Origin of the sequence: Paenibacillus oryzisoli, from assembly GCF_001653565.1 — a bacterium.
GTDB lineage: Bacteria > Bacillota > Bacilli > Paenibacillales > NBRC-103111 > Paenibacillus_E > Paenibacillus_E oryzisoli.
Genome location: NZ_LYPB01000047.1, coordinates 1 through 24,332, shown reverse-complemented (window position 1 = coordinate 24,332; position 24,332 = coordinate 1). Strand labels below are relative to the sequence as shown.

Annotated in this window: 18 protein-coding genes; 16 read left to right on the top strand and 2 right to left on the bottom strand. The window is 48.1% G+C overall.

Features of this window, described 5'->3' with window-relative positions; translation table 11 throughout:
- Positions 1 to 75: 75 nt before the first annotated feature.
- The 7 genes from A8708_RS04290 to A8708_RS04260 all read left to right on the top strand — a co-directional run bounded on the left by A8708_RS04290 (position 76) and on the right by A8708_RS04260 (position 10,252).
- On the top strand, positions 76 to 6,522 hold the full coding sequence (locus tag A8708_RS04290) for a family 16 glycoside hydrolase (protein WP_068662287.1): 6,447 nt from the start codon (positions 76 to 78) through the stop codon (positions 6,520 to 6,522).
- A gap of 558 nt (positions 6,523 to 7,080) precedes the next feature.
- Positions 7,081 to 8,004, top strand: coding sequence for an NAD(P)/FAD-dependent oxidoreductase (locus tag A8708_RS04285; RefSeq protein ID WP_068662286.1), 924 nt, complete (start codon positions 7,081 to 7,083; stop codon positions 8,002 to 8,004).
- Positions 8,005 to 8,030: 26 nt separating this feature from the next.
- Positions 8,031 to 8,270 carry a glutaredoxin family protein gene (locus tag A8708_RS04280; protein WP_068662285.1) on the top strand — a complete coding sequence of 80 codons (240 nt, stop codon included), beginning with the start codon at positions 8,031 to 8,033 and terminating at the stop codon, positions 8,268 to 8,270.
- A gap of 30 nt (positions 8,271 to 8,300) precedes the next feature.
- Entirely contained in the window at positions 8,301 to 8,873 is a 573-nt protein-coding gene (locus A8708_RS04275) for a peroxiredoxin (RefSeq protein WP_068662284.1), read from the top strand.
- Positions 8,874 to 9,069: 196 nt separating this feature from the next.
- Positions 9,070 to 9,219 (top strand): hypothetical protein, encoded by a 150-nt coding sequence (locus tag A8708_RS35220; RefSeq protein WP_157264537.1) that lies wholly within the window; start codon positions 9,070 to 9,072, stop codon positions 9,217 to 9,219.
- A gap of 319 nt (positions 9,220 to 9,538) precedes the next feature.
- Positions 9,539 to 9,847: a hypothetical protein gene (locus A8708_RS04265; RefSeq protein ID WP_157276877.1), complete on the top strand. Its 309-nt coding sequence runs from the start codon at positions 9,539 to 9,541 to the stop codon at positions 9,845 to 9,847.
- Between the two features lie 177 nt (positions 9,848 to 10,024).
- On the top strand, positions 10,025 to 10,252 hold the full coding sequence (locus tag A8708_RS04260) for a hypothetical protein (RefSeq protein WP_068662282.1): 228 nt from the start codon (positions 10,025 to 10,027) through the stop codon (positions 10,250 to 10,252).
- Between the two features lie 533 nt (positions 10,253 to 10,785).
- Here the strand turns inward: A8708_RS04260 and A8708_RS04255 are convergent.
- Positions 10,786 to 11,859 carry a LacI family DNA-binding transcriptional regulator gene (locus A8708_RS04255; RefSeq protein WP_068662281.1) on the bottom strand — a complete coding sequence of 358 codons (1,074 nt, stop codon included), beginning with the start codon at positions 11,857 to 11,859 and terminating at the stop codon, positions 10,786 to 10,788.
- Between the two features lie 244 nt (positions 11,860 to 12,103).
- Between A8708_RS04255 and A8708_RS04250 the strand changes: the two genes are divergently transcribed.
- Positions 12,104 to 15,220 (top strand): beta-galactosidase, encoded by a 3,117-nt coding sequence (locus tag A8708_RS04250; protein WP_068662280.1) that lies wholly within the window; start codon positions 12,104 to 12,106, stop codon positions 15,218 to 15,220.
- An 866-nt stretch (positions 15,221 to 16,086) separates the two neighbouring features.
- Here the strand turns inward: A8708_RS04250 and A8708_RS04245 are convergent.
- Positions 16,087 to 16,323: an AbrB/MazE/SpoVT family DNA-binding domain-containing protein gene (locus tag A8708_RS04245; RefSeq protein WP_068662279.1), complete on the bottom strand. Its 237-nt coding sequence runs from the start codon at positions 16,321 to 16,323 to the stop codon at positions 16,087 to 16,089.
- 254 nt (positions 16,324 to 16,577) lie between these two features.
- Between A8708_RS04245 and A8708_RS04240 the strand changes: the two genes are divergently transcribed.
- From A8708_RS04240 to A8708_RS35215, 8 genes are all read left to right on the top strand, one after another.
- Positions 16,578 to 17,432 (top strand): sugar phosphate isomerase/epimerase family protein, encoded by an 855-nt coding sequence (locus A8708_RS04240; protein ID WP_068662278.1) that lies wholly within the window; start codon positions 16,578 to 16,580, stop codon positions 17,430 to 17,432.
- A 2-nt stretch (positions 17,433 to 17,434) separates the two neighbouring features.
- The gene (locus A8708_RS04235) at positions 17,435 to 18,451 is read left to right on the top strand and encodes a Gfo/Idh/MocA family protein (RefSeq protein ID WP_068662277.1); all 1,017 of its coding nucleotides are present in this window, start codon (positions 17,435 to 17,437) and stop codon (positions 18,449 to 18,451) included.
- A gap of 22 nt (positions 18,452 to 18,473) precedes the next feature.
- Complete coding sequence (locus A8708_RS04230; protein WP_068662276.1) at positions 18,474 to 19,256, top strand: glucosamine-6-phosphate deaminase; 783 nt, start codon at positions 18,474 to 18,476, stop codon at positions 19,254 to 19,256.
- On the top strand, positions 19,165 to 20,427 hold the full coding sequence (locus A8708_RS04225) for an N-acetylglucosamine-6-phosphate deacetylase (RefSeq protein ID WP_338044175.1): 1,263 nt from the start codon (positions 19,165 to 19,167) through the stop codon (positions 20,425 to 20,427). The genes A8708_RS04230 and A8708_RS04225 overlap by 92 nt, the downstream gene beginning before the upstream one ends.
- A 99-nt stretch (positions 20,428 to 20,526) precedes the next feature.
- The gene (locus tag A8708_RS04220; protein WP_068662274.1) at positions 20,527 to 21,432 is read left to right on the top strand and encodes an AraC family transcriptional regulator; all 906 of its coding nucleotides are present in this window, start codon (positions 20,527 to 20,529) and stop codon (positions 21,430 to 21,432) included.
- A gap of 26 nt (positions 21,433 to 21,458) precedes the next feature.
- Complete coding sequence (locus tag A8708_RS04215; RefSeq protein ID WP_068662273.1) at positions 21,459 to 22,544, top strand: Gfo/Idh/MocA family protein; 1,086 nt, start codon at positions 21,459 to 21,461, stop codon at positions 22,542 to 22,544.
- Between the two features lie 249 nt (positions 22,545 to 22,793).
- Positions 22,794 to 23,762, top strand: a complete 969-nt coding sequence (locus A8708_RS04210) for a GNAT family N-acetyltransferase (RefSeq protein ID WP_068662272.1) — start codon at positions 22,794 to 22,796, stop codon at positions 23,760 to 23,762.
- Positions 23,737 to 24,332 (top strand): hypothetical protein (locus A8708_RS35215; protein ID WP_157264535.1); only part of this gene is annotated, 596 nt, incomplete at its 3' end. The genes A8708_RS04210 and A8708_RS35215, both read left to right, overlap by 26 nt.

Here is a 24,332-nt window from a genome sequence, read left to right as displayed (position 1 = left end):
TTGCTGGAATTCAGAGTCGGCGATCTTGCTCAATCCAAAATGAATGGGAAGGGATGACCGATGTTGAGGAGTCGAATGTTTTATTGGGTAAAGGTCATTCTCGCGATAATGCTTGCCATACCGGTTTTATGGACAAGTAACGCTGCAAGAGCAGCGGCTGATAGTTCAGGAGTGAACTCGAACCTAAGCGGCTGGGTAACTTCGGGGGATGAAGGAACATCAACAACCAGTGCAGATGGGATGCTGCTCACATCCACCGGAAATTTCTTCGCGCTGTCGGCAACGCATGCCGAAGATTTTACGTATGAAGCGGATGTGAGCATTCGGCAATTACAAGGGGTAGGCGCGCTGGTGTTCCGCTCCAATAACAATGGCTGGGCCTCGTATATGCTGCAGATCGATCCGGCTAGAAGCCGGATTCGCTTGAAGGATGCGAATAATGATCGAGAACTGGGCGTATACAATGTTTCGCTTGTGGGCAACGAAGTGTATCATTTGAAAGTGAAGGCGGTGGGATCGACGCTTCAGGTCTACTGGGGGAACGATACTACCCCAGTAATCGCTGCCAATGACGCCACTTACAGCGGAGGCAATTTGGGCCTTCAAGTTTGGAACAGTTCGATGCTGTTCCAGAACATCATAATGACGCCTGAATCAAGCACTCCGAATACCCAAACTGTGAACACGAACTTGAGCGATTGGGTAACTTCGGGGGATGCAGGGACGTCAACCAGCAGTTCAGACGGGATGTTGCTCATGTCTGGCGGCAATTTCTTTGCGATGTCCGGCACGACGGCCAACAATTTCTCTTATGAAGCGGATGTGAACATTCGCCAATTCCAAGGTGTAGGATCATTGGTGTTCCGTTCCGACAACAGCGGCTGGGGATCATATATGCTGCAGATTGATCCGGGTGGCAGCCAAATTCGCTTGAAGGATGCGAACGGAGACCGGGATTTGGGCACTTACAGCGTCTCGCTTGCTGTCTACGAAACGTATCATTTGAAAGTGAACGCGGTGGGATCGACGCTCGAAGTCTACTGGGGGAACAATACGTCCCCGGTGATCGAGGCAAGTGACTCCACGTATAACAATGGTTACTTAGGCCTTCAAGTTTGGAACAGCTCGATGCTGTTTCAGAACATCATCGTCCGCAATTTGAATGAGGTTTTACCTGATGTGATTACAAACCTAAGCAGCTGGGAGACGTCGGGGGATCCGGGGACGTCAATGAGCAGTGCAGAAGGGATGTTGCTCACGTCCGGTGGCAATTACTTTGCGATGTCCGGCACGAAGACCAACAATTTTACATATGAATCGGATGTGACCATTCGTCAATTCCAAGGTGTAGGTTCATTGGTGTTCCGTTCCGACAACAGCGGCTGGGGCTCTTATATGCTACAGATCGATCCGGGTGGCAACCGGATACGCTTGAAAGATGCGAACGGAGACCGGGAATTAGGTGCTTACAGCGTTTCGCTTGCGGTCTACGAAACCTATCATCTAAAAGTGAATGCGGTAGGATCGACGCTCGAAGTCTACTGGGGAAACAATACTAACCCGGTGATCGAGGCGAGTGATACCGTTTATAGCGGAGGTTACTTAGGTCTTCAAGTTTGGAACAGCTCGATGCTGTTTCAGAACATCATCGTCAACGATTTGAATCTAAGTTTCCCTGGCGTAAACAGTAATCTGAGCGGGTGGCAACATCGGGAGAGTGGTTCCGTGACTTCGGATAAGGAAGGCATGCTGCTCTCGTCGGACGCGAATGTGATGGCCATGTCAGAAACGATGAGCGATGACCTGAATTACGAGACAGATCTCATGCTGAAAAGCGAGAATGCCGTAGGCTCGCTAGTATTTCGATCTGACAACAGCGGCCGAAACGCATATTTGTTACAGCTGGATCTGAAGGCTCAGAAAATACGTTTGATGGATGCGAATCACCGACATCCAAACAGACTGTGGATCGAGAAGAACGTGACTCTTGCCGCAAATCAGATTTATCATTTGCGTGTCAAGGCGGAAAAGTCACATATTCAAGTGTATTTTGACGGGAAATATGATCCATTGATCGTTGTAGATGACGGAGAATACAGTAATGGACGTATCGGCCTTCATGCTTTTAACGGTTCGGTTCAGTTCCAAAATATCATGACAAGTGATTTGACATCGAATCTGAAAGGTTGGAGGTCAACGGGCGAGTGGACGCCGAATCTGAACGGTGTCAAGGGAGCCGTGCCAGCGAACGCGGAAGCGACTCGTATCGCTGACAGTGTGGCAAGCGATTTCGTGTTTGTAGGCGACGTGACGGTGGATCCGATGGCGCCGCAAGCTGTCGCAGGGTTGATGTTCCGTACCGACAGGGAAGGCACGAACGGATATATGCTTCGGATACGGCCGAGCGATCATACAGTCACATTACTCAAAAAACACAGGAACACCGAAACCGTCATCCAATCGATATCCGGCATTCCTTTAACCGCTGGCAACAAACACCATATTGAAATAACAGCGGAAGGTTCGAACCTTACGGTTTATGTCGATGGGTATTCAGCGGAAAAGATCGTAGCACAAGATGCCGACTTTATGAGCGGATACGCCGGATTGGCGGTGACGGATGGAGTCGCCTATTTTCAAAATGTGTATCTTACGCCATACAGCGATTATTATACGGAAACGTACCGGCCGCAATACCATTATTCGCCAGCGCGAGGAGCGGTCAGCGATCCGAACGGACTGGTGTATTTCGAAGGTGAATATCATCTGTTCCATCAGGATGGAGGCCAATGGGCTCATGCCATCAGCACCGACCTTTTACATTGGAAGCAGATGCCGCTTGCGTTGACATGGAACACCTTGGGGCACATTTGGACGGGGTCCGCGGTTGCGGATGTAACCAACGCTTCTGGATTGTTTGGGGATTCGGGCGGCAAAGGTTTGATTGCCTATTATACTTCAGGCAATCCGAATAAGCCGAACGGCAATCAGAAGATCGGGGTTGCGTACAGCAAAGACAAGGGACGCACGTGGGAATATTACGGGGACGACGTCGCAGTGCCCAACCCGGGCGGTATCAACGGCAGTTGGGATTTCCGCGATCCGAAAGTCGTGCGAGACGATGACAATAACCGATGGATTATGGTGGTAGCTGGCGGGGATCACATTCGCTTCTTTACATCGACGGATCTGCTTCATTGGTCGTGGACCGACAATTTTGGATATAGCCAGTATGTACGCGGAGGGGTTTGGGAGTGTCCGGATTTGTTCCAACTTGCGGTAGACGGAAATGAAAACAATAAAAAATGGGTACTGATGATCAGTACCGGCAGCAACCTGAATACGCAAGGTTCGTCGGCGGAATATTTCATTGGTCAGGTAACGGCGGAAGGAAAATTCGTCAATGACAACCTGCCGGGCAAAGTGTTGCTTACCGACTTCGGGAAAGAGAATTACGCTTCGATGTCGTTCTACAACGCGCCAGATAATCGGCGCATTGCGCTGGCATGGATGTCAAATTGGGATTACCCATTTAGCTTCCCGACCGACGGTTGGAAAGGGCAATTGACAATTCCCCGCGAGTTGTCGTTAAAGACCGTGAACGGTGACGTCATCCTTGCGCAGAATCCGGTAAGCGAACTGAGTTCATTGCGTGGAACCGATTTCTCTGTTAACAATGTTTCGGTAACACCGCAATCCGGCAATATTCTCGAAACGGTTAATGGAAAGGCATACGAAATTGACGTGGAACTCCAGCTCCCGAATTCCGGAGCGGCTACAGAATTTGGATTCCGATTGCGCGAAGGCGGAGAACAGAAGACGGTCGTCGGCTATCGGAGTACCGATAACAAGATGTTCGTGGATCGATCCGCTTCTGGCAGGACGGATTTTGCTACCAATTTTACGACGTTGCATGAGGCGGACGTACAACCCGTCAACGGTGTAGTCCGTATGCATATCTTCGTGGATGAGTCTTCTTTAGAGGTATTTGGCAACGACGGTTCAGTGGTCATATCCGACATCATCCTACCGAATTCCTCACGCAGCGGGATGAGCTTTTATGCATCCGGTGGATCGGTTGTTGTGAAGGCATTACATGTGTATTCCTTGAAAAATACATCGAGAAGTTCGATACTGGATGGCAATACCGTACAGCGAATCGTGTTGGATCATCGATTGCTGGAGCTCGGGGTCGGCGATGAGCGGCGTGTTTATGCAGATGCGGAGCCCTACACGGCACTCGACAAATCGTTGATGTGGGAAACGAGCAATCCGAACGTTGTAACGGTGCAGGATGCGGATGATAAAAGCGCGAGATTACAGGCCGTTTCTTCGGGGACTGCAACCATTACGGTCAAATCAGCGAGCGGTGCTGTTCAACGATCCATGGAAGTCATTGTCGGTTCATTCTCGACGAATTTGAGCGGATGGAATGTTCATCCCGCATCGGAATGGGTACCTACATTGGACGGGATCCGCGGGTTGTTCTATTCGGATTCGAACAACATGTCGGGCAATCAAGCGACTGATTTCACCTATGAGACCGACATGATGATATCGAAGAACGGCGGGGCTGGTTCGATCCTGTTCCGGGCGAGTGCGGATGGCTCCAATGGCTATTATTTCAACGTGGATCCGAATTTGCAATTGCTTCGGTTGTTCTATAAAGCGGGCGGACAATTCGACGATCGACAAATCATAGCCAAAGTGCCGAAGTTTATACAGAAAGGCTTGAATTATCATGCCAAAATCGTTGCTTCAGGGCCGCATATTCAAATTTATTTTGACAACCAGTTGGTGATTGATATTACCGATTATACGTATAGACAAGGATACTTCGGCCTAAACGTGTTTGGTGGTAAAGCGTATTATCAAAATGTGAACGTAACGAACACGACACCCATTGATTTGAACGATTATCATTTTATAAATATGAATAGCGGCCAAGTTCTGGGCGTAGATGATCAGAACAACTCTGCTAGAGTCAAAGTACAGCAACCCGATAACAAATCCATCAATCAGAATTGGACCTACTACAAGATCTCCGACGATGCATATACGATACGATCCGCGAGCAGCGACAAATCGCTGGATTGGGATATGGGGCAGAATAATATTCATTTGTATCCATTTCTAAATTATGATAATCAACAGTGGCTCATGATCGAGCATGAAGACGGAACGGTTACGATCGTTTCAAAAAGAGATCCGAGTAAAGCGCTGGAGGCTGAAGCCGACGGAGCGGTGCAGCTTGCAGACAGGAATGACCACGATATCCAAAAATGGAAAATCGTGCTGGTGGAAAAGCCTGTTATTTCAGATGATACACCCCCACCTTCTAGTCCTTCAGTTAGTAATCAAGACGGACCTGTCAAGGGGGCTTGGGTAATCACTCATCCTTTACTTGATAGCAGAGGGGTACTGAATGCAGAGGTTAAGACAGAGGACCTGCAAACCGCGATTAATAATGCTGCAGCATCAGGCAATGAAACTGTGACGATCGAGATACCTGTTAACAACTCGGCACTGTCTGTGAGTGCAGCCTTTCATACGGATGTTTTGAAGGAGGCTCATGACAAAGGTATTGACCGCATTGCAGTTAAGAGTCAATTTGGAACGGTAGCGATTATTCCTGATGCACTTGGAACAAACTACGGTACAATTCATTTGTCCATTACAAGGGTAGATCCAACCATTTTAGATGCAAAACAGCAAGAGAAGATTGGTAATAAACCTGTATATGATTTCAACATTAGTGTTAACGGAACTCCAATAAGCAAATTCGTATCTAAAAAATCCATGATGATTACTATGCCATACACCATTAAGCCAGGAGAGAATATTAATACAATTGTTGTATATTATCTTGGTGACGATGGCAAACTCGAAATAATCAAGAATGGAACCTATGATGCCGCAACAGGCGGGATTACTTTCTTTACGAACCATTTCAGTAAATACACAATAGCCGAAGTGAAAGCTGCATTTACTGATTTAGGTTCTGCGGAATGGGCCCGAGCAGCAATCGAATCCTTATCGGCAAAACAAGTGATCAATGGTTACAGTGCTGAGCAATTTAACCCCCAAGGAATAGTTACTCGCGCTGAATTCCTGAAAATGCTATTAGGAGCGTTAGATCTTGTGGATGCTTCCGCGGAAATCAGGGTCAAAGATGTCCAAGCTGATCAGTGGTATGCAAGACCGATTGCAACTGCTCAGAAGTTGGGTATTGTAAGTGGATACCAGGACGGTACATTTAGACCCGATCAGACGATTACTCGTGAAGAAATGACTTTGATGGTTTCTAAAGCATCTAAGGTTGCTCAAGTTCCTTTAACTGCTGTGGTAGCTAAGGACATATTTATGGATGATGCTGCGATTAGTGGTTTTGCAGCAGAGGCAGTGTCTGAGCTTCAACAAGCAGGAATTATCAACGGCTTTGAAGACGAATCTTTCAAGCCTAAGAATACGGCTTCTCGTGCAGAGGCTGCACAAATGATTAATAAAGTGCTTCTAAAATAATAGTAATGCTCAGGAAGCCCCTTACTCTGACAATTAGAGAAGGGGCTTCGCTTGAAGATCGTGGGATGTCACAACGTTTTACCTGTGATCAGACTAGGTTTTTACACGAGTGTCGGATGACAAGAACATTGTCCGGATTGCCGACTTCATTAAAAGCGCGCACTAAACTGAGCGACGGGCAGTCAAGTTAAACAAATAATGAAAATAGTATTGAACAATTATAGTTTATCGTGAACATGATTTGTTTACGAGGTGCATTATTGTATATCAGGAAGGGTGTTATGGGTTATAAAGAATCAATTTACAAAATGATTGAAATGTATGCAATTCAAGGACAATATTGTTCACTGTACATGCCAATCAAATTTATGAAATGATATAGGGATTTTCTTGTCCCTAATGAGGGTAGTTTCATGTCGTTGTACTACAAACAGTAAGTTTATTGATTAGAATTATTCTAAATAAGGTTGACTTTTATTCTATTTTATTTATAATAATTATTATCTAATATCTATTATTAATTATTGTGTAGGGCTTTATGAAAGGAGTGCATTACAGATGCACGATGTCATTATTGTTGGAGCTGGTCCTGCTGGAGCTTCTGCGGCGATTTATACAGCACGAGGGAATTTGAAGACGTTAGTTATTGATAAAGCGCCGAATACAGGAGCACTAGCCATTACGCATAAAATTGCGAATTATCCCGGTGTCGTTGGGGAAATGTCAGGTAAGGATCTGCTGGATACGATGCGCGATCAAGCCAAAGGCTTCGGAGCCGAATTCATCCAGACGACGATTACCGATGTGGATGTGGAAGGCGAAACGAAGTATGTGTTTACCGCTGATGGGATGTTTGAAGGCAAGTCGATCATTATTGCAACAGGCTCTAAAGGGCGAAATCGTATGCTGCCTGGTGAAGAGAATTTGATGGGACGCGGCGTGAGCACGTGTGCGACATGTGATGGGGCTTTTTTCGAAGGGAAGACAGTCGCAGTGATTGGAGATTCGGAAGAAGCCCTTGAAGAAGCACAGGCGCTAAACAAGTTTACGAAATCCATCCATTTCGTCGTTCCACGGCCTGAATTGCAAGGTGTTTACCACGTTCCAGAGTTGAAAGACACGAACATTCTCTACAAAACGAAGCCACTCGAAGTTCTGGGCGATAAGCAGGTTCAAGGTCTTAGAATTCGTACAAGCGCTGGCGGCGAGGAAGTGCTGGATGTGGATGGCGTCTTCGTTTTCCTATCTGGCAGTAAACCGGGTACAGACTTCTTACAGGGGCAAGTTCCGCTCGATGATGATGGTTTTATGATCTTGGACAGCTCGATGCAATCGTCGGTTGCTGGTGTATTCGGTGCTGGAGAAGTTAGACGTACGCCAGTTAAACAAGCCGTTGTTGCCGCTGCGGATGGTGCGATTGCCGCCATGGCCGTTGACAAATTCATTAATAAACGGGCTCAATTGATCCCGCAATACAAATAAATCAACCCTTAAGGAGATGACTTACTATGTCAAATGTAATCGTATATTCCAGTACCAACTGCCCGTATTGTGTTCAATTGAAAAAATACTTAACAGAGCAGGAAGTCTCTTTCGAAGAAAGAAACATTGATTTGAATGATCAATTCGGGCAAGAGCTTCACGATATGGGCTTAATGTCACTGCCAGTCACTGTCATTGGTGAGCACAAAATTCTAGGTCTCAACGTCACCAAACTCAAAAAAGCACTAGCCGAAATCGCTAGCTAATCTAATCTAAAACTCAAAGGAGATCACATCATGACACAACAAGTTACTGTTCAATCTCAAGCTACTACTTTTGCTAAAATAGGACTGCCGGCACCGAGCTTCTCCCTGCTTTCCACGAAAAATATGGACACGCTTGAGGAGAAGATCTCACTCGAAGACTACCGAGGCAGATGGGTCGTATTCTTCTTCTGGCCTTTCGATTTCACTTTCGTATGTCCGACGGAAATCACCGCGTTCAGCGACCATTACGAGCAGTTCTTGGATCTCGATTGTGACATCGTAGGCGCATCAGTAGACAGTGTCTACACGCATCGTGCCTGGACCCAAACACCGCGCGATCAAAACGGCATTGGCCCTGTGAAGTTCCCGCTGGTCAGTGACTTCTCCAAAGAAACAGCACGTGCCTATGGCGTCCTAGATGATGAGACAGGCGCGGCACACCGCGGATTGTTCATCATTGATCCAGATGGCGTGCTTCGCTATCAAGTGGTTACAGATATGAATGTGGGCCGCTCCGTTGACGAGACACTTCGTGTGCTGCAGGCATTGCAAGCTGGCGGTTTGTGCCCAGCGAACTGGAAGCCAGGCGATCGCACACTATAAGGTACTCGGCAAGATCAGCCCCGCCGTCAGCGGTAGGCTAGCGCTGCCAAAAGTGCAAATAACTACTGTAATTTTGCGTAACTTGAAGTAAATTATGAAGTGAGATCAGGTCGTGAAGAACATGCCGCTAGCATGGAAACTCGTTTCCGTGCTAGCGGCTATTTTATTTTCTTAATGTGGAGAGGGAGTTGGGAAAATGAATGACGAGATGAGTTTGCAGCTTCGTGCTGCGTACGATAAGTGGATGGAAATACCAATCAAGTCGTCCACAGGAGATCGGCGGCTGCGATTGCAAAAGGGTCTAGTTTTCTCACTAAAGAAATTCATTATCCATGTGCTCTGGTGATGATGGGTTCCGCGGAATCCAATATTGCCCAACCAGCGTTGTCTCCAACGGAACTAGCAATATTCGAATTTATTGAAAATAAGACGAAGGCCTACTCGCCTATTTCAATAGCTCAAGCTGTTGGAATCCATAGAAATACGGCTGTAAAATATCTTAAGTCTCTGGTTGAAAAAGGTAAAGTGATACCTGATGTCAAAACAAGTGGTCCAATCAGGAGATACCGTAGCAACAAGGGAGTATGACAACGGATCTCAATTAGTCGGAATGTGAACGTCATCAAGATAGCGTAGTTCGTATTTATACCCCCATTTGAAGTATAATGGGTACACTACAGGTAGATAGTGAGGTTGAATGCAGCATGGCGTCCATTGCGGACAAGGTATTTATGGGTTCTTTAATTTTGATGATGGTAGCTGTTGTGGTTAGCGGCATTGGCTTCCAATTCGTGAATTGGAAATCTCAGGTGAGTAATGAACTTGAGGAAGAAACGAACACGAGCAGCAATCGGAAAAAATCGGCGATGGATCGACAAGATAAAAGTTTGAAACGCATCGGGCGGTCATATTTATTTTGGATTGCGCTTGCGGGCATGCTGGTTTCTATCGGGTTAAGTTATTTATCGAAATAGGTAAAAACGTGAGCTGCTCATGTTCATGATGCGTGAGTTGTAGGCTTGTTTGGGTAAATATCGGGGAGAAATGACGAAAAACTACAATATTTGAGATACAAGATTCTCCAACATCCGCAGTGAATGTGCGTTATAAAGAATATATAGATTCTTTATAAAGGAAGAGGATGTTGATTTATGACAACTTATACACAATTGAAAACTGAGATTCAGATTATCTCTAATGAAATAGCTAAGCTATATAAGTGGCAAGATGAACTTAACAAACAATTGCAGGAAGTTTGTCTCCACGAAGACAAACTTACGCTCAATAATGTAGAATATTCGGGAATGCTGCAAAATATTGATTACTGTATGGATTGCAGAAAAACATTATCCCCCGATAATTGTGCAACAAGTGTTTAGACGAACTTCATTAGTTTTATGCAGAACAGCGAGTAACGACGCCTACCGGGCGTGCTTACTCGCTGTTTTTTTTGCGGTATGAAGTTGAGTTGGGGGAGTGATGCTAGCGACTTAATGGGCATGACGTGAGGGGGAAGGGAGATAAGGATGGACGATTAATGGTTGCGAGTAGGGTTGGGTTGAATGTAGCTAGTAGTGGGAGTAGTTGTAGGTGAGACTTGACATGTTGATGTGAATTGCAGAGTCAGATTAGGGGTTTGTGGCTGGGGTATCGTAAATATGCTGTTTTCCAGACAAATAGATGGATTTTATGTAGTTATATTTCGGGTTTTTCCGATCAAATGATCAATTGATGGAAAATATACAGTTAATTTTGCGCTGATTAGCAAATTTCAGTGAGAGCGGTGATTTTAGCTACATATTATACAGTTAAATCGATTTTTTGAGGAAAATTCACCTAAATAGCTGTATATTTTCCAGTTAATACTAACATGAAATGTCCTCGCCGCGTCCCCATAAACTTGCAAAAACGTCTAGCCAGAATCACGCGCAATAAACCGCGCTGATAACACCACTTTCTCCACCTGTCTGCCTGGATGCTGGAGGCGGTAGAGGAGCGTTTCGACAGCTCGAATGCCCAAGAATTCCTTGCCGAGCTCAATTGTACTTAATGCAGGTGTCGCATAGGCGGCGGCTTCAATGTTGTCCAGCCCAATAACTTTAATTTGTGCGGGGACATCGATTCCGTTACGTTTCAGGATTGGCAACAGCGCAAGCGCGAGGTGATCATTGGCACAAACAAAACCATCTGGCATGGTTTCCGGTGTCAATGCCGCCACTTTGCGCTCTAGTTGGTGGAGCATGTGCGGCTCGCCGTAGGCGATTTGCCATTTCTTCAAATGGTAGTGCTCGGATGGCCCGGCCATATCTTCGAGTGCCATGCGGCAGCCCCACCATCTCTCTTTGAAGGAGACGGCGAATTGATCATCGCCGATGAAGATCACTCGCTTCGCGCCAGCGGAGAGCAAGCGTTGACAGGCCATTTTGCCAGCATCCAAATTGTTATTAAGCACACAATCGACTTCGATGAGCGATTCATGATGGTCGATGAGGACGAGTGGAAGCCCACTCTGCTTCAATGAAATGACGGACTGGGCAGGAAAGGTACCGGCTAACAACTGCCCTATGCAATGCGACGGATCGAGATAAGAAGGCATCTGCAGCTGGGGTTGGTGATGTGGTGCGATGGGAACGATGAGATGCTCGTAACCCAGCTCTTTGCTAGCAGTGGCAATGCCGGCGAGAACCTTTCCCCAGAAAGGGTTGTCCTCCAAATAGGAAGACTGAATCCAGATCAGGATATAGGGGGAGATTCCGGTTTTGACGAGTGGATCCCCATCTGATAGATGACTGGCAGCAGGCAGATTAGTTGACATGGGTTGCGTGTGCTTCTGCTGGAGCGTATAGCCCATCGCTTTCGCAGTCTCCTGAATTCGAAGACGGTTGTCTTCGCTGACACCTGATTTACCAGATAATGCTTGAGAAACAGTGAACTTGGACATGCCTAGTCGATCAGCAATTTGCTGCATAGATACTTTAGGGCTCATGAGTGACATCCTTCTATGTAAAACATACGTTAATTTTTCAAATAACCTAACAAGACTATTGTTCATGATCATGGCAATATTGTCAATCTGCTTGTAATTAATGGTGGTATGCAAAATAAAGATTGACCGCAACTCAGAAAGTGAGTAAATTATGTTCATAATCGGGAGTTGTTAGGCTAACAAAAATAACAAAATAAACATGGCGTGGCGATTGAACCCGCACACCTATTTGGAGGATGAGAGCATGTTTACAACGATCATATTTTACGATCCTACATTTCCGTATGAAGGCATTCGGCCCGATGATAAAGCCGTTGTACAGCTGGGGGAATTAGGGGAAATAGTTGGAGCGGACGGGCTAGCAGCGGCGCTGGATCAAGGGGCAGATAATTTCATCCATCTCCATGGACGGTATTTCCCAAAGTCAGCATGGCAAGCCATCCTAACTCATGCGCGTAAGGGCAAAGGATTCGTGCACCTAGGCAGTGCTCCCTTCCGGGTACCTGCTTACCAAGGCACAGAGGGCTGGGAGCTGGAAATCGAGCAAACGGCGTACCATCAACAGCTTCAAATTCATGAAATCCTTTCCGTTGACGACGCTCCCATCGCTAGTTATATCGCGAATGTCGAGTTGCCGTTACTGGCAGGCAAGGAAAATCTGTTCGCCATTCAACCGACGGTTGGATTTGCGCTACATGTGACTAGGACTGATGATCACCCTGGTCAAGTTGGTTCGAGTGGTCCGATGGATGCACATTTCACGCCACTTCTGAAGGGGATTTCCCAAGAGGGACGTGAAGTGGCAGCGCCGGTCGTGCTTCTTGAGAATACGAAGGGAGCCTTCGCGGGGGGACGGTGGATTTTCGCCAATGTGGTCACGGATGAAGGATTTTGGCAAAATGGCGGGGCTGCACTAGTCGTGGAGTTAGCAGCCTATACAAAACGTGGCGTAACAGAAATTTGGTTCAAACCGAACTATGCTTGTTATGATCCGGGCGATCGTGCCGCCTTAACGGTTCAATTGCAGACAATTGCGAATCGTACAGGAGCTGTGTCAGCGAATGAGTCTTGGACATTCCACGTTCAGGTACTGAAAGAGGGGCATGGAACACCAGTCTGGACGACAGAATTCGGGATGAATGCGTCACGTGAGCTCTCTTTTAAAAAGGTAAACATCCCTGTTGATATCGAAGCAGGTTACTATACAGCGGTGTGTAAAGCGGTTGCGAATACGGGGGAGACACGCACGTTTAACCAGGGTTTCTGGGGTTATGATGCTGACTTGCTTCGTGAAGGAACACCGATGTCCTGTGATCGCGACTACTTCTGGAAGGACGGACGTCCGCTCCCGATTGTGGGGATGACGTATATGACGAGCGATGTGGCGAGGAAGTTTTTGTTCTTGCCGAACGTTGCAGTGTGGGATCGGGATATTGCGCAAATGGTCAAAGCGGGTATCAACCTGCTGCGTACGGGCGTGTGGTCGGCGTGGCGCCAGATTATGTTCGTAGATGGACATCCGTATGAGGAAGTGCTGCGCAGTATCGATGCTTTTATTTTGACTTGCAAAAGACACGGAATCGAAGTCACGTTTAATTTCTTCTCTTTTACACCAGAGCTGTGGGAGGGCGTGAATCCGTATTTGGATCCGCGCAGCGTGGAGGCGCAGAAGCGGTTTATTTCTTCGGTGGTGTCCAGACATAAGGAAACGACGAATGTGCATTGGGATCTGATCAACGAGCCGTCGATGTTCAATCCGAGCAAGCCTTTTGCTGGGCCGCAGTCCGCACATGATGCATTCGAGCACGAAGCGTATGTAGCTTGGCTGGAGGAGCGTCATGGTGATATTCGCAAGTTGCAAGAGCGTTGGAACATGTCCCCGGTGGAGTTGCCAAGCTTCGCGAGCGTTCGGTTAATGGATCCTGATGAAGTGAATATGAACACGACGGAAACTTTGGAGAAAAAGGGGTCCCCATGGCTGGACTACACCCTGTTCACCATGGACATGCATAATCGGTGGGCGAAGGAACTCATCGCGACGATTCGCAGTATTAACCCTGCACAGTTGGCGACTGTGGGACAGGATGAGGGATTGGGCGCTCAGCGGCCATCGCCATTCTTTTACGCGGAGGCTGTGGATTATACGACGGTGCATACATGGTGGTTGATGGATCAGTTGGTGTGGGACGGAATCTTCTCCAAGGCGTCGACGAAGCCGAATTTGATTCAAGAAACGGGCATTATGTATGTCGAGACGGCGGATGGGCGTGCTAAGCGTTCGGAGTACGAGTTGCGTAATATTTTGGAGCGCAAATATGCCTATGCCTTCTCAACAGGTGGAGCGGGGGCTGTTCAGTGGATTTGGAATATCAACTTCTATATGAATAACATCAATGAATCGCATATTGGTGCGTTGCGGGCTGATGGAACAGAGAAGCCGGAGGCGGATGTTTCGTACGATTTCGGGGCATTCATGGGCGAGATTCGCGATCTCTTCGTTGGCCGTCAATTAGAAGATGTTGTGGCTGTGTTCCCGTATTCAAATGATTTTTCCACGCGAAAAGTTGCCGGAGACGCAACAGCGAAGCTGACACGCACGTTGGCTTATGGGATGAATGTGCCGTTTCGCGGGTTGAGCGAGTATCATCTTGAAGCTTTAGCGTCGGATCAGCCGAAGCTGATTATCGTACCAAGTGCACATAACTTCAGTGATGCCGCGCTCGAGAAGTTGACGACGCATATTCGTGATAATGGTGGCACGCTGCTATTTACAGGGCCGCTAGGTTTGAACGAGTACTGGGCACCTGTTGCTCGGTTGACCGATCTCGTAGGTGAAACGGTGCTGGGCAACATTGTCCACGAAGAGGCGATGGTGTTGGACGGTGAGATGGTTCCTGTGTCCTTCGCTGGCGCACGGATCGCTCAGTTGAACAAGGAAACCACGCTCTCCGATGACGGTGGCTGGAACTCGCAACATGCTGTCGTTCGCAGCTACGAGCTGGGCAAAGGCAAGCTGATCTGGTGTCCACTCCCAGTGGAATTGGGTGAGCGCAGTGATGTGTTAGAGAAGCTGTACACGTATGCGTTGAATGCAGCTGGTGTTGAGCGCGAACTGACGTGGGTAAAAGGCGGGCAGCTGCCAGGCGTGTATGGACGGAAGCTCAGCTTCGAGAACGGAGCCCTGTTCATCTTCGTCTCGGAGTTCAGCGTGGATACGCCGATTGAAGTGACCGATCCGGCAACGGGCCGGAGCTATGCGTTCGAGCTGGAAGCCGAACGTACGGTGATGTTCGCCGCGAATTCTGCGGGCGAGTTGTTGGCGGTGTATCGACCTGAGCAGGTGCAGGTCGAGGTGAAGTAGGTAAGAGAAAGCCTCCGAATGAGAAGTGGTTCTCATTCGGGGGCTTTTTTGGTTATGGCGGAGAACGGCAAGGAGTCGGCAGCGGCATTAGGCGGCAAGAGTGAATCGTGGTGGAGATGGTGTAATAGGAGTAGGGAAGTCAGTTAGGTAGTTGGATTTGTTATAGGCGGGAGCAGGTGATAGGTGGGGCAGGGATGGGAAGGTGAGAGTAGGAGAATCAGTTGGGTAGCTGGATTTGTTTCAGTCGAAAGCAGGTGATGGGTGGCTTAGGGCGGGAAGGTGGGAGTAGGAGATCAGTTGGATAGCTGGATTTCAAATAGATGGAAAAAGTACAGTTATAATGGTCGTAATTCGTGAGCTGAGGCGAATAAATGGAAAATATACAGCTAATATGAACAGAATTGGTGGTTTATTCGATTCTGAAGGATATTAACTGTATGAAATCCATCTATTGGATCAGAATGGGGAAAATCCGCAAAAATAGCTACATAAAATCCATTTAAATATATTTTGAGCAGCGGAGGAGTAGGGAGAGTCGAACTGAGCAAGGTAGCGGAGGGAGTAGGGAGAGTCGAACTGAGTAGCGTAGTTGAGGGAGTGGAGGAGTCGAACTGAGCAAGGTAGTTGAGGGAGTGGGCTATCAAAATGAGCAAGGAAGTCGAGGCGGTGGGTGTCAGCAGATTGGCGTTTGAGGGATTGCGCCATACACTACAAAAAGCCCTCAGGGTAATCCCTGGAGGGCCCTTGGCCCTTTGTTCAACTATCAGAATTTATAAGTTTTACTTAATCATTATGCTGAATTTTTAGATAAACGCTACTGTCCTTCAAAGGACGGCGTAGTCTTTATTTTGAGCCTAGCTTTTCAATTAAGCTATCTCATCAATACAAGTACTGCAAACGAGCTTTCCTTTGAAATAGGTCATATCCTCGAAATTACCACAGAACACACAAGCAGGCATATACTTCTTGAGTGTTATACGCTCAGGGTCCACATAGACCTCGATGGCGTCACCGATTTCAATATGAAGCGTCCGGCGCAACTCAATAGGCAAAACGATACGTCCCAGCTCGTCTACTTTTCTTACAATTCCGGTTGATTTCATACAATTACCTCCCGTTTCGTGTATGAAGAACTACTTTAACTAGTTATAAAGTCTCATATTCTGTGTATACATCTATTCCACATATGCACTCAAATTCCTTTTATTTACTGGCTGTGATTTTCATTTAGGGGCTAATATACCACAAGTGCATGAAAGCGAAAAAAATGTAAACTTACTTCAATAGAAACGTCAACATTCCACCAGGCAATCTTGGTATAGTTAGGAAAATGACAAGCGAAGGTGGAGGATATTCATTGATTTGGGATCGATTAGGCGTGCTGACGGATGAAGTATCTCCGGATTTCGAGAAAGCGTTGAATTGGATTGCCGAGCAAGGTTTGAAACATGTTGAAGTAAGAGTTGTAAATGGTGTCAATGTCTCGGCATTGGCTGACGATCTCATCGTAGATATCCGCAAAATGGTTGAAGAGCGAGGACTATATGTCTCCGCTATTGCATCTCCTTTGTTTAAATGCGCGCTAGATCCGAAGCGATTCGTTGAATCCGGGGACACGTTTGGGCAGAAGGAACAAGGTGTAGAGGAGCATTTTGAGAAGCTGGATAGGGTTATCGAAATTGCTAAAGGGCTGGGGACAACACGCATCCGTATTTTCTCATTTTGGCGGGAGTTGGATCCGCAGCAGCATCGTGATGAGATTGTTCATCATTTAAAAAGGGCAGGCGACATCGCAGTGAAGGCAGGCATGATGCTGCTTCTAGAGAATGAACCTTCCTGTAACGGGGGTTTTGCAGAAGAGGTGGCGGCACTTGTAACTGCCATCAATTCTCCAGCTGTTCGAGGGCTTTGGGACCCAGGCAATGAAGCATACGGCGCCAGAGAGGCTTTCCCGAGCGGGTACCAATATATGAAAAATGCTTTGGCCCATGTCCATCTGAAAGATGCTTACATTCGTCAAGACGGAACACCGAAATGCGTCCCTCTTGGTTCAGGAGATGCGGCAATTACGGCTCAGATTAAGGCGCTTGAAGGGGAGGGGTATGCAGGATTGTATACCATTGAAACGCATTTTGTTCCAGAGGGTGGCAGTCAGCTGACGGGTACACGAATGACACTGGATGCGCTTCGAGCTCTGCTTGAGGAGGTATAGGTTTGGTTAACTGGAGGTTCGGAATTATCGGTTGTGGGTCGGTCGCTGATTTTCATATTGAGGCAATCCGTCAAATCGAAGAAGCAAGTCTAGTCATCGTATCGAGTCGAGCGGAGGCGAAGGCGCAAGCGGTTGCTGAACGAGAAGGCTGCTCCTGGACAGCGGACTATCGTGAGCTTTTGACCAGACCGGATGTAGATATCGTCTGTGTCACGACTTCAAGCGGCAGCCATGCGGCCATTGGTTTGGAGGTCGTGAAGGCAGGCAAGCATCTGATTATAGAGAAGCCGATCTCTATGAATGTGAACGATGCCGAGCGGCTCGTGCTAGCCGCCAAAGCGAATCATGTTACACTCTCTGTCATCTCACAGCGGCGGTTTGAGGCGCAGAATCAAGCGATTAAACGGGTACTGGATGAAGGCGCGCTCGGTAAGCTTCTGCTGGTCGAGGTATCACTCCCCTTCCATCGATCCCAGTCTTATTATGATAGTGCAGAATGGCGCGGCACGATTGCTGAGGACGGCGGGGCTTTAATGAACCAAGGGATTCATTGCTTGGATCTGCTGTTATGGTTCGCGGGTGACGTTCACACCGTCTTTGGCAAAGTGGCTACGCAGACGCATGTGATGGAAGCCGAGGATTTGGGATTGGCTATTTTGCAATTTAAAAATGGGGCGTTCGGTACAATCATGGCATCGACTAGCATCGCTCCAGGCTTTGCAGCAACGATCAACTTGTACGGGGAAAAAGGCGCGATCAAGTTGGAAGGCTCGACGATTGTCCATTGGACAGTGCCGGGGCGAAGCGAGCCAACTTGGGCTCAGGCAGGTGCCTACGGCGGCGTTACGGATCCGCGCAGCATCGTGTCGGATTTTCATCAAAGCCAGCTGCTGGACGTTATGGCTTCCATCGAAGCCGGCGATGAACCGCTGGTTACGGGAGAATCTGGGCTGCGCGCGGTGCAGCTTGTTGAACAAATTTATAAGAGCGCTGCTGAAGGGCGGCAACTGACTTTATGAGACTAATTGGAGGAGCGATTCTATGAGCGAGTCACAAGTGGAAGTACAACCAGTTTGGCAGACACGAATTGATGCGTTGAAGGTTAATGTATATCCGCATCGGAAAGCGTTGGGGCAAGCAGCAGGGCAAGATGCAGCCAATCAAATCAAGTCGTTGCTTGCTGAGAAAGCGGCTATCCGTATTATTTTCGCAGCAGCGCCTTCCCAAAATGAAATGCTCGAAACGCTGGCTCAGGATGAAGCCATCGACTGGTCGCGGATCACGGTGTTTCACATGGATGAGTATATCGGGCTTGATGAGGATGCACCGCAGCGGTTTGGGCGCTTTCTGAAAGATCGGTTGTTCGATCTCGTGAAGCCTGGCACTGTGCATCTCATTAATAGTATGAATGGGGCAGAGGACGAGTGCAGACGGTATAGCGCACTCCTCCAAGAAGCGCCGATTGATATCGTCTGCCTCGGCATCGGCGAGAATGGTCACATTGCTTTCAATGACCCGCCCGTTGCTGATTTCACAGATCCAGCGTTGATTAAACGTGTGGAATTGGATGAAATATGTCGGCAGCAGCAGGTGAATGATGGGTGTTTCAACAGTTTGGCTGATGTGCCGACCCATGCATTAACTCTGACAATTCCAGCGCTCATGTCGGGGAGTCATCTGTTCTGCTCTGTCCCTGGTGTAACGAAGCATGCGGCAGTCAAGCGTACATTGAATGGAGCGATCTCGACCGAGTGTCCATCGACGATTCTTCGGGAGCATCCGGACTGCACGATGTATGTGGATCGCGATTCCTATGGCCGTTAAAATGATTACCATTCGCGCACGCCATTATGCCACGGGAGCGCCTGTTGCGATTACTGTCCGCGATGGGCGGATCAGTGAGGTGGTGCAGGTGGATGCTGCTCAAACGGAAGAGCTGCCGATCGTCGCCCCTGGCTTGGTCGATCTCCAAATCAATGGCTATGCAGGATTAGACTTTAACCATCTTCCGCTGCAAGAGGAGACGGTTAGTCAGATCATCCGCAAGCTATGGCGGGAAGGGGTCACCTCCAGTTACCCCACCGTTATTACGAACTCGCCCGAGGCGATCGCAAGCGCGCTCAGCTGTATAGCAAACGCCTGCGCAGCGGATCCGGCGACAGAACAAGGCATTGCGGGCATTCATCTCGAAGGCCCGTTCATTTCGCCGGATGACGGAGCGCGCGGCGCTCATCGCCTAGATGCCGTAAGGCCGCCGGATTGGGACCTCTTCTGCCGCTGGCAGGAAGCGGCAGGCGGCCGCATCAAGATTGTGACACTGTCGCCGGAATGGCCGGACAGTGCCGCTTTCATCAAGCGCTGCGTCGATAGTGGGGTGATCGTGTCCATCGGACACACCGCTGCGGACGCAGGACAGATTGCGGAAGCCGTCGCGGCAGGCGCTCGGATGTCGACGCATCTGGGAAACGGGGCTCATCTGATGCTGCCGCGCCATCCGAACTACCTGTGGGAGCAATTGGCACAGGAGGCGTTGTGGAGTTGTGTGATTGCAGATGGGTTTCATTTGCCGGACCAAGTGCTGAAGGTTGTGCTGAAGGTGAAAGGGGAGCAAGCGCTGCTAGTTAGCGATGCCGTGGCCATCAGCGGTCTTGAACCAGGCGTCTACAAGACGCATATTGGTGGAGAAGTTGTACTTACCACAGAAGGCAAGCTTCACTTAGCTGCTGACCCCCGGCTGCTGGCTGGCTCGGCCCAGATGTTGTTGTGGGGCATCGAACATCTGAATCGACGTAGTCTTGTTGAGTTCTCATCAGCATGGGAGATGGCTTCGACACGACCCGCTCGCTTAATGGGATTACCTGTCTCAGGGGGCTTATTGGCAGGGGCTCCGGCTGATTTCGTGCTCATAGAACCTGTGCGAGATGACGGCCGTATCTCCTTGCAGAAGACGTACAAAGCCGGCAATCTCGTTTACGATAGAAGCAGTGGGATTTAAACCGGAGCGCTGTTCCGCGCTTCGACACGGTAGGGTTGTTCTATTCTGCCAATTGACATATGCTTGAAGGAAATATGGCTTCGGACGGGTGGTAATCGTATGAGCATGGAGAAGGGAATGACCTATTTTCAAACTAAATCCACACTGAAAAAGGAGTTTCCTTTTAAAATATTCCGCTACTCCAGCCTTACGCTGAAGCAGCCCTTGCATATCCACGAATATACACAGATTGCATACGTGCTCAGGGGCTTATGCAACCACCAGCTGCGCGGTAAGTCGCTGAATGTTAGCAGAGGGGATATGTTCATCATCACCCCAGGGGTGGAACACAGCTTGAGCGCAATCCAGGATCATGAGTTCGAAGTGGTGCTGATTGATTTTCTCCCCTATTTGGTGACGGAGCAGTTGAGACCTTTCTCGGATACCCTGCATCCTTTACTTCAAAATGCTGACGAACTGTCTGAGCCATCCTCTTTGCCGCAGCCATGGCTGCATATCGCCAAGTCGAAGCAACTGCTCGTTGAGCAGCTGCTGCAAGATATTCAGGATGAATTTGAGCATCGTGAAGCGGGTTATGAATATGCGATATGTACGAGCCTCGTCAAGCTGCTCATCATCATGGATCGCGAGTACCGCAGTGCTAGGCGAAAGCAACGTGTACAATCAACAACGACGAGCCAGCATCCTATCGAGGAAGTAAAACGGTATATTCACGATAATTACAGTCAAGATATTCCGCTGGAGCAAGGAGCTTTCTTAGCGAACATGGCGCCTGCTTACTTTAGTACGGTTTTTAAAAAAGAAACAGGGCAGAACTTCGTCGATTATGTGAATGAGGTACGCATTGAAAGAGCGATGGAGTTAATTCAGCGCAATATGCATACGATTACACAAATTGGCTTCCAGGTCGGATTTCATCATCTCAGCCACTTCATCCGAACTTTCAAGAAACGAACAGGCATAACGCCTACGGAATATAAAAAAACGTTTGGCAAGACCACCTAAACCCATGAAAGAAAGAGGTAATTGCGATGACCAAGAAAATTGTGAAGGTTGGTATTATTGGACAGGGGCGCAGCGGGCGCGATATCCACGGGAATTTACTTGTTCAATTGCCAGAGCATTACAAAATTACTGCGGTTGCAGATTCTATTCCTGAGCGGCAAGAGCTGGCGAAACAAGAATATGGTTGCCAAGCCTATGCTTCTTGGGAGGATATGGTAGCTGGAGAGGAGCTGGATTTGATCGTGAATGCTTCTCCGAGCCATCAGCATTTTCCGATTTCGCTGGATTTGCTTAACCGCGGTCTACATGTCTTATGTGAGAAGCCGTTGGCAAAGACAACGGAGGAAGTCGATCAGCTCATCGAGGCGTCTGAACGAAACGGTGCTATCTTGGCTGTATTCCAGCAGTCCCGTTACCAGCCAGCCTTCGTTCAGGTGCGTAAAGTGATTGAATCTGGCGTGCTTGGTCGCATCGTACAGATCGACTTCAGCTATAACGGGTTTGCTCGCCGTTGGGACTGGCAAACGCTGCAAAGCAATAATGGCGGCAGTTTAATGAATACGGGGCCGCATCCGCTGGATCAGGCTCTGCAACTCTTCGGAGCAGACGCACAGCCGGAAATCATGTGTATCATGGATAGAACGAATACCTTTGGAGATGCGGAGGATTATGTGAAACTCCTTCTGCGTGGAAAAGGAAGGCCTACAATTGACTTGGAAATTTCATCCAGTTCTGCTTTTCCACATGAACTGTTCAACATTCAAGGAACGAACGGCGGTCTCCATGGAACAGGGGATAAGCTGGAGTGGAAATATTTTAAAGCGGAGGAAGCGCCTGAGCAGAAGCTAATTCGAGAGCCGTTATTTAAAGCGGATGGGAAGCCTGCCTATTGCAGCGAGAAGTTGCCTTGGCAAACGGAAAGCTGGGAGGTTGCGATTCCAGACGGGAAGTCCTCTTTTGAGCATATGACAGAGAAGCTGTACCTGATGTTGTACGACTCACTTACCGAGGGGAAAGCGTTGGAAATTACTCCTCAGCAAGTGCGCAGGCAGTTGTGGGTTATCGAGGAGTGCCAACGCCAGAATCCTCACATTTATGCAAATAAGCAGTAAGATGCTATGCCCTGAACTCGCCTTTTAGGTGGGGGAGGGGCTTTTTGAGACCACATAAGATAAAACCACCTATAAAACGCGGTCGCTCATCCTCGAAGGACTTCGATAGAAGTTTTTCTCATAGATTTACAAAGAAGTGTAAGATTTGCTTATATGCGAGAGCGGCATGTTGTCCTATATTTCTCAGTAAGGCTATGCGAATTGCGTTAATTATGTAGGTGTGAACAGGTTACCTAGAGGAGGAGCAGCATGAACTGGATTTTCGAAGTGATGGAAGAGTCGCATCTGAGCGATATCGTGGCGCTTTGGAATAAGGAGTTGTCCGACACATTTCCGATGAGACTTCGACTGTTGGAGCAGAATGTCGTTGGCGATCGTCTTTGGTTAAGGGAAGGATCCTTGGTGGCGATAGAACAATCGTCGGGACGAGTTATTGGGTTCGTCATCGCCAAGATGGCTAGTCACGTTACCACGCGTTATGGAATTCGGGAGGACATGGGGTGGATCCAGGCAATGATGGTAGATCCGCAGCTTAGAAATAAGGGAATCGGCAGTTATTTGCTGCACAAAGCCGAAGAAGCCCTGCAGAGCGCCGGCGCGCAGCGGATCATGCTGGGTAATGATCTGCACGGCCGTCTATTTCCGGGGATTCCGGATGGACTCGAGGACACGAAAGCGTGGTTTGAGAAGCGTAACTACGCTTTCTTGGAGAAATCTTTCGATCTCTTGAACGCGTACGAAGACGAACCCAACGTAGCGTTGCCGTCTGTCCATGAGGCGACATTCCGAGTTGCCAATCGGGGGGATCGAGAAGGTCTAACAGCATTCATGAGCCGCTGCTTTCCTGGCGCATGGGATTATCAGCATCGCGACTATTGGGAACGCGGGGGTACGGGCAGGGAATTCGTGATACTGGAGAAAGAAGGCTCGATTATTGGGTTTTGCAGGATGAACGATGCACAGTCACCTTTGTTAGCGCAGAACATTTACTGGTCGCCGCTCTTCGAGGGGGAATTGGGCGGTATTGGTCCTCTAGGCATCGATGAGAGCTTTCGAGGATATAAGTACGGGATCTCAATTGTGCAAGCAGCGATTCATTACCTGTTGCAGCGTGACGTTCGCCATGTGGTCATTGACACGACACCCTACGTAGAATTCTACGGAAAGCTGGGTTATCAAAGTTGGAAGTGCTATGCGAGATACGCCAAGGATCTATAAGGTAGAAGTTAAAGAGGGAGCGGTTGCGCTGATTAGGCGTAACTGCTCCCTTTGTTCGTTTAGGTTTGTTTTGGGGTTAGGCTTTACTGTTACTGTTACTTTTGAAGTAGAAAGAGTAGCAGGAGTATCAGAAGTAGCAATAGTAGTGATAGTAGCAGGAGTATTAGAAGTAGTGATAGTAGCGATAGTAGCAGGAGTATTAGAAGTAGTAATAGTAGCGATAGTAACAGGAGTATTAGAAGTAGCAATAGTAGCGATAGTAGCAGGAGTATTAGAAGTAGCAATAGTAGCGATAGTAGCAGGAGTATCAGAAGTAGCAATAGTAGTGATAGTAACAGGAGTATTAGAAGTAGCAATAGTAGTAGAAGTAGCAGGAGTAACAGGATTAGTAGAAGTAGTTGAAGTTGGTACTATTGGTGTTCATGATGCCCATGTCATACCCATCGGCGCCAACCCCAGGCCGCCTGCCCATGCGAATAACTGGATTTTCGAGTCGATTTCACAATTCAAATTGAAAAATTGGTTAGAGTTCTTACGTGGCCTAAGCATTCATTTTTTAAAATTATGCAG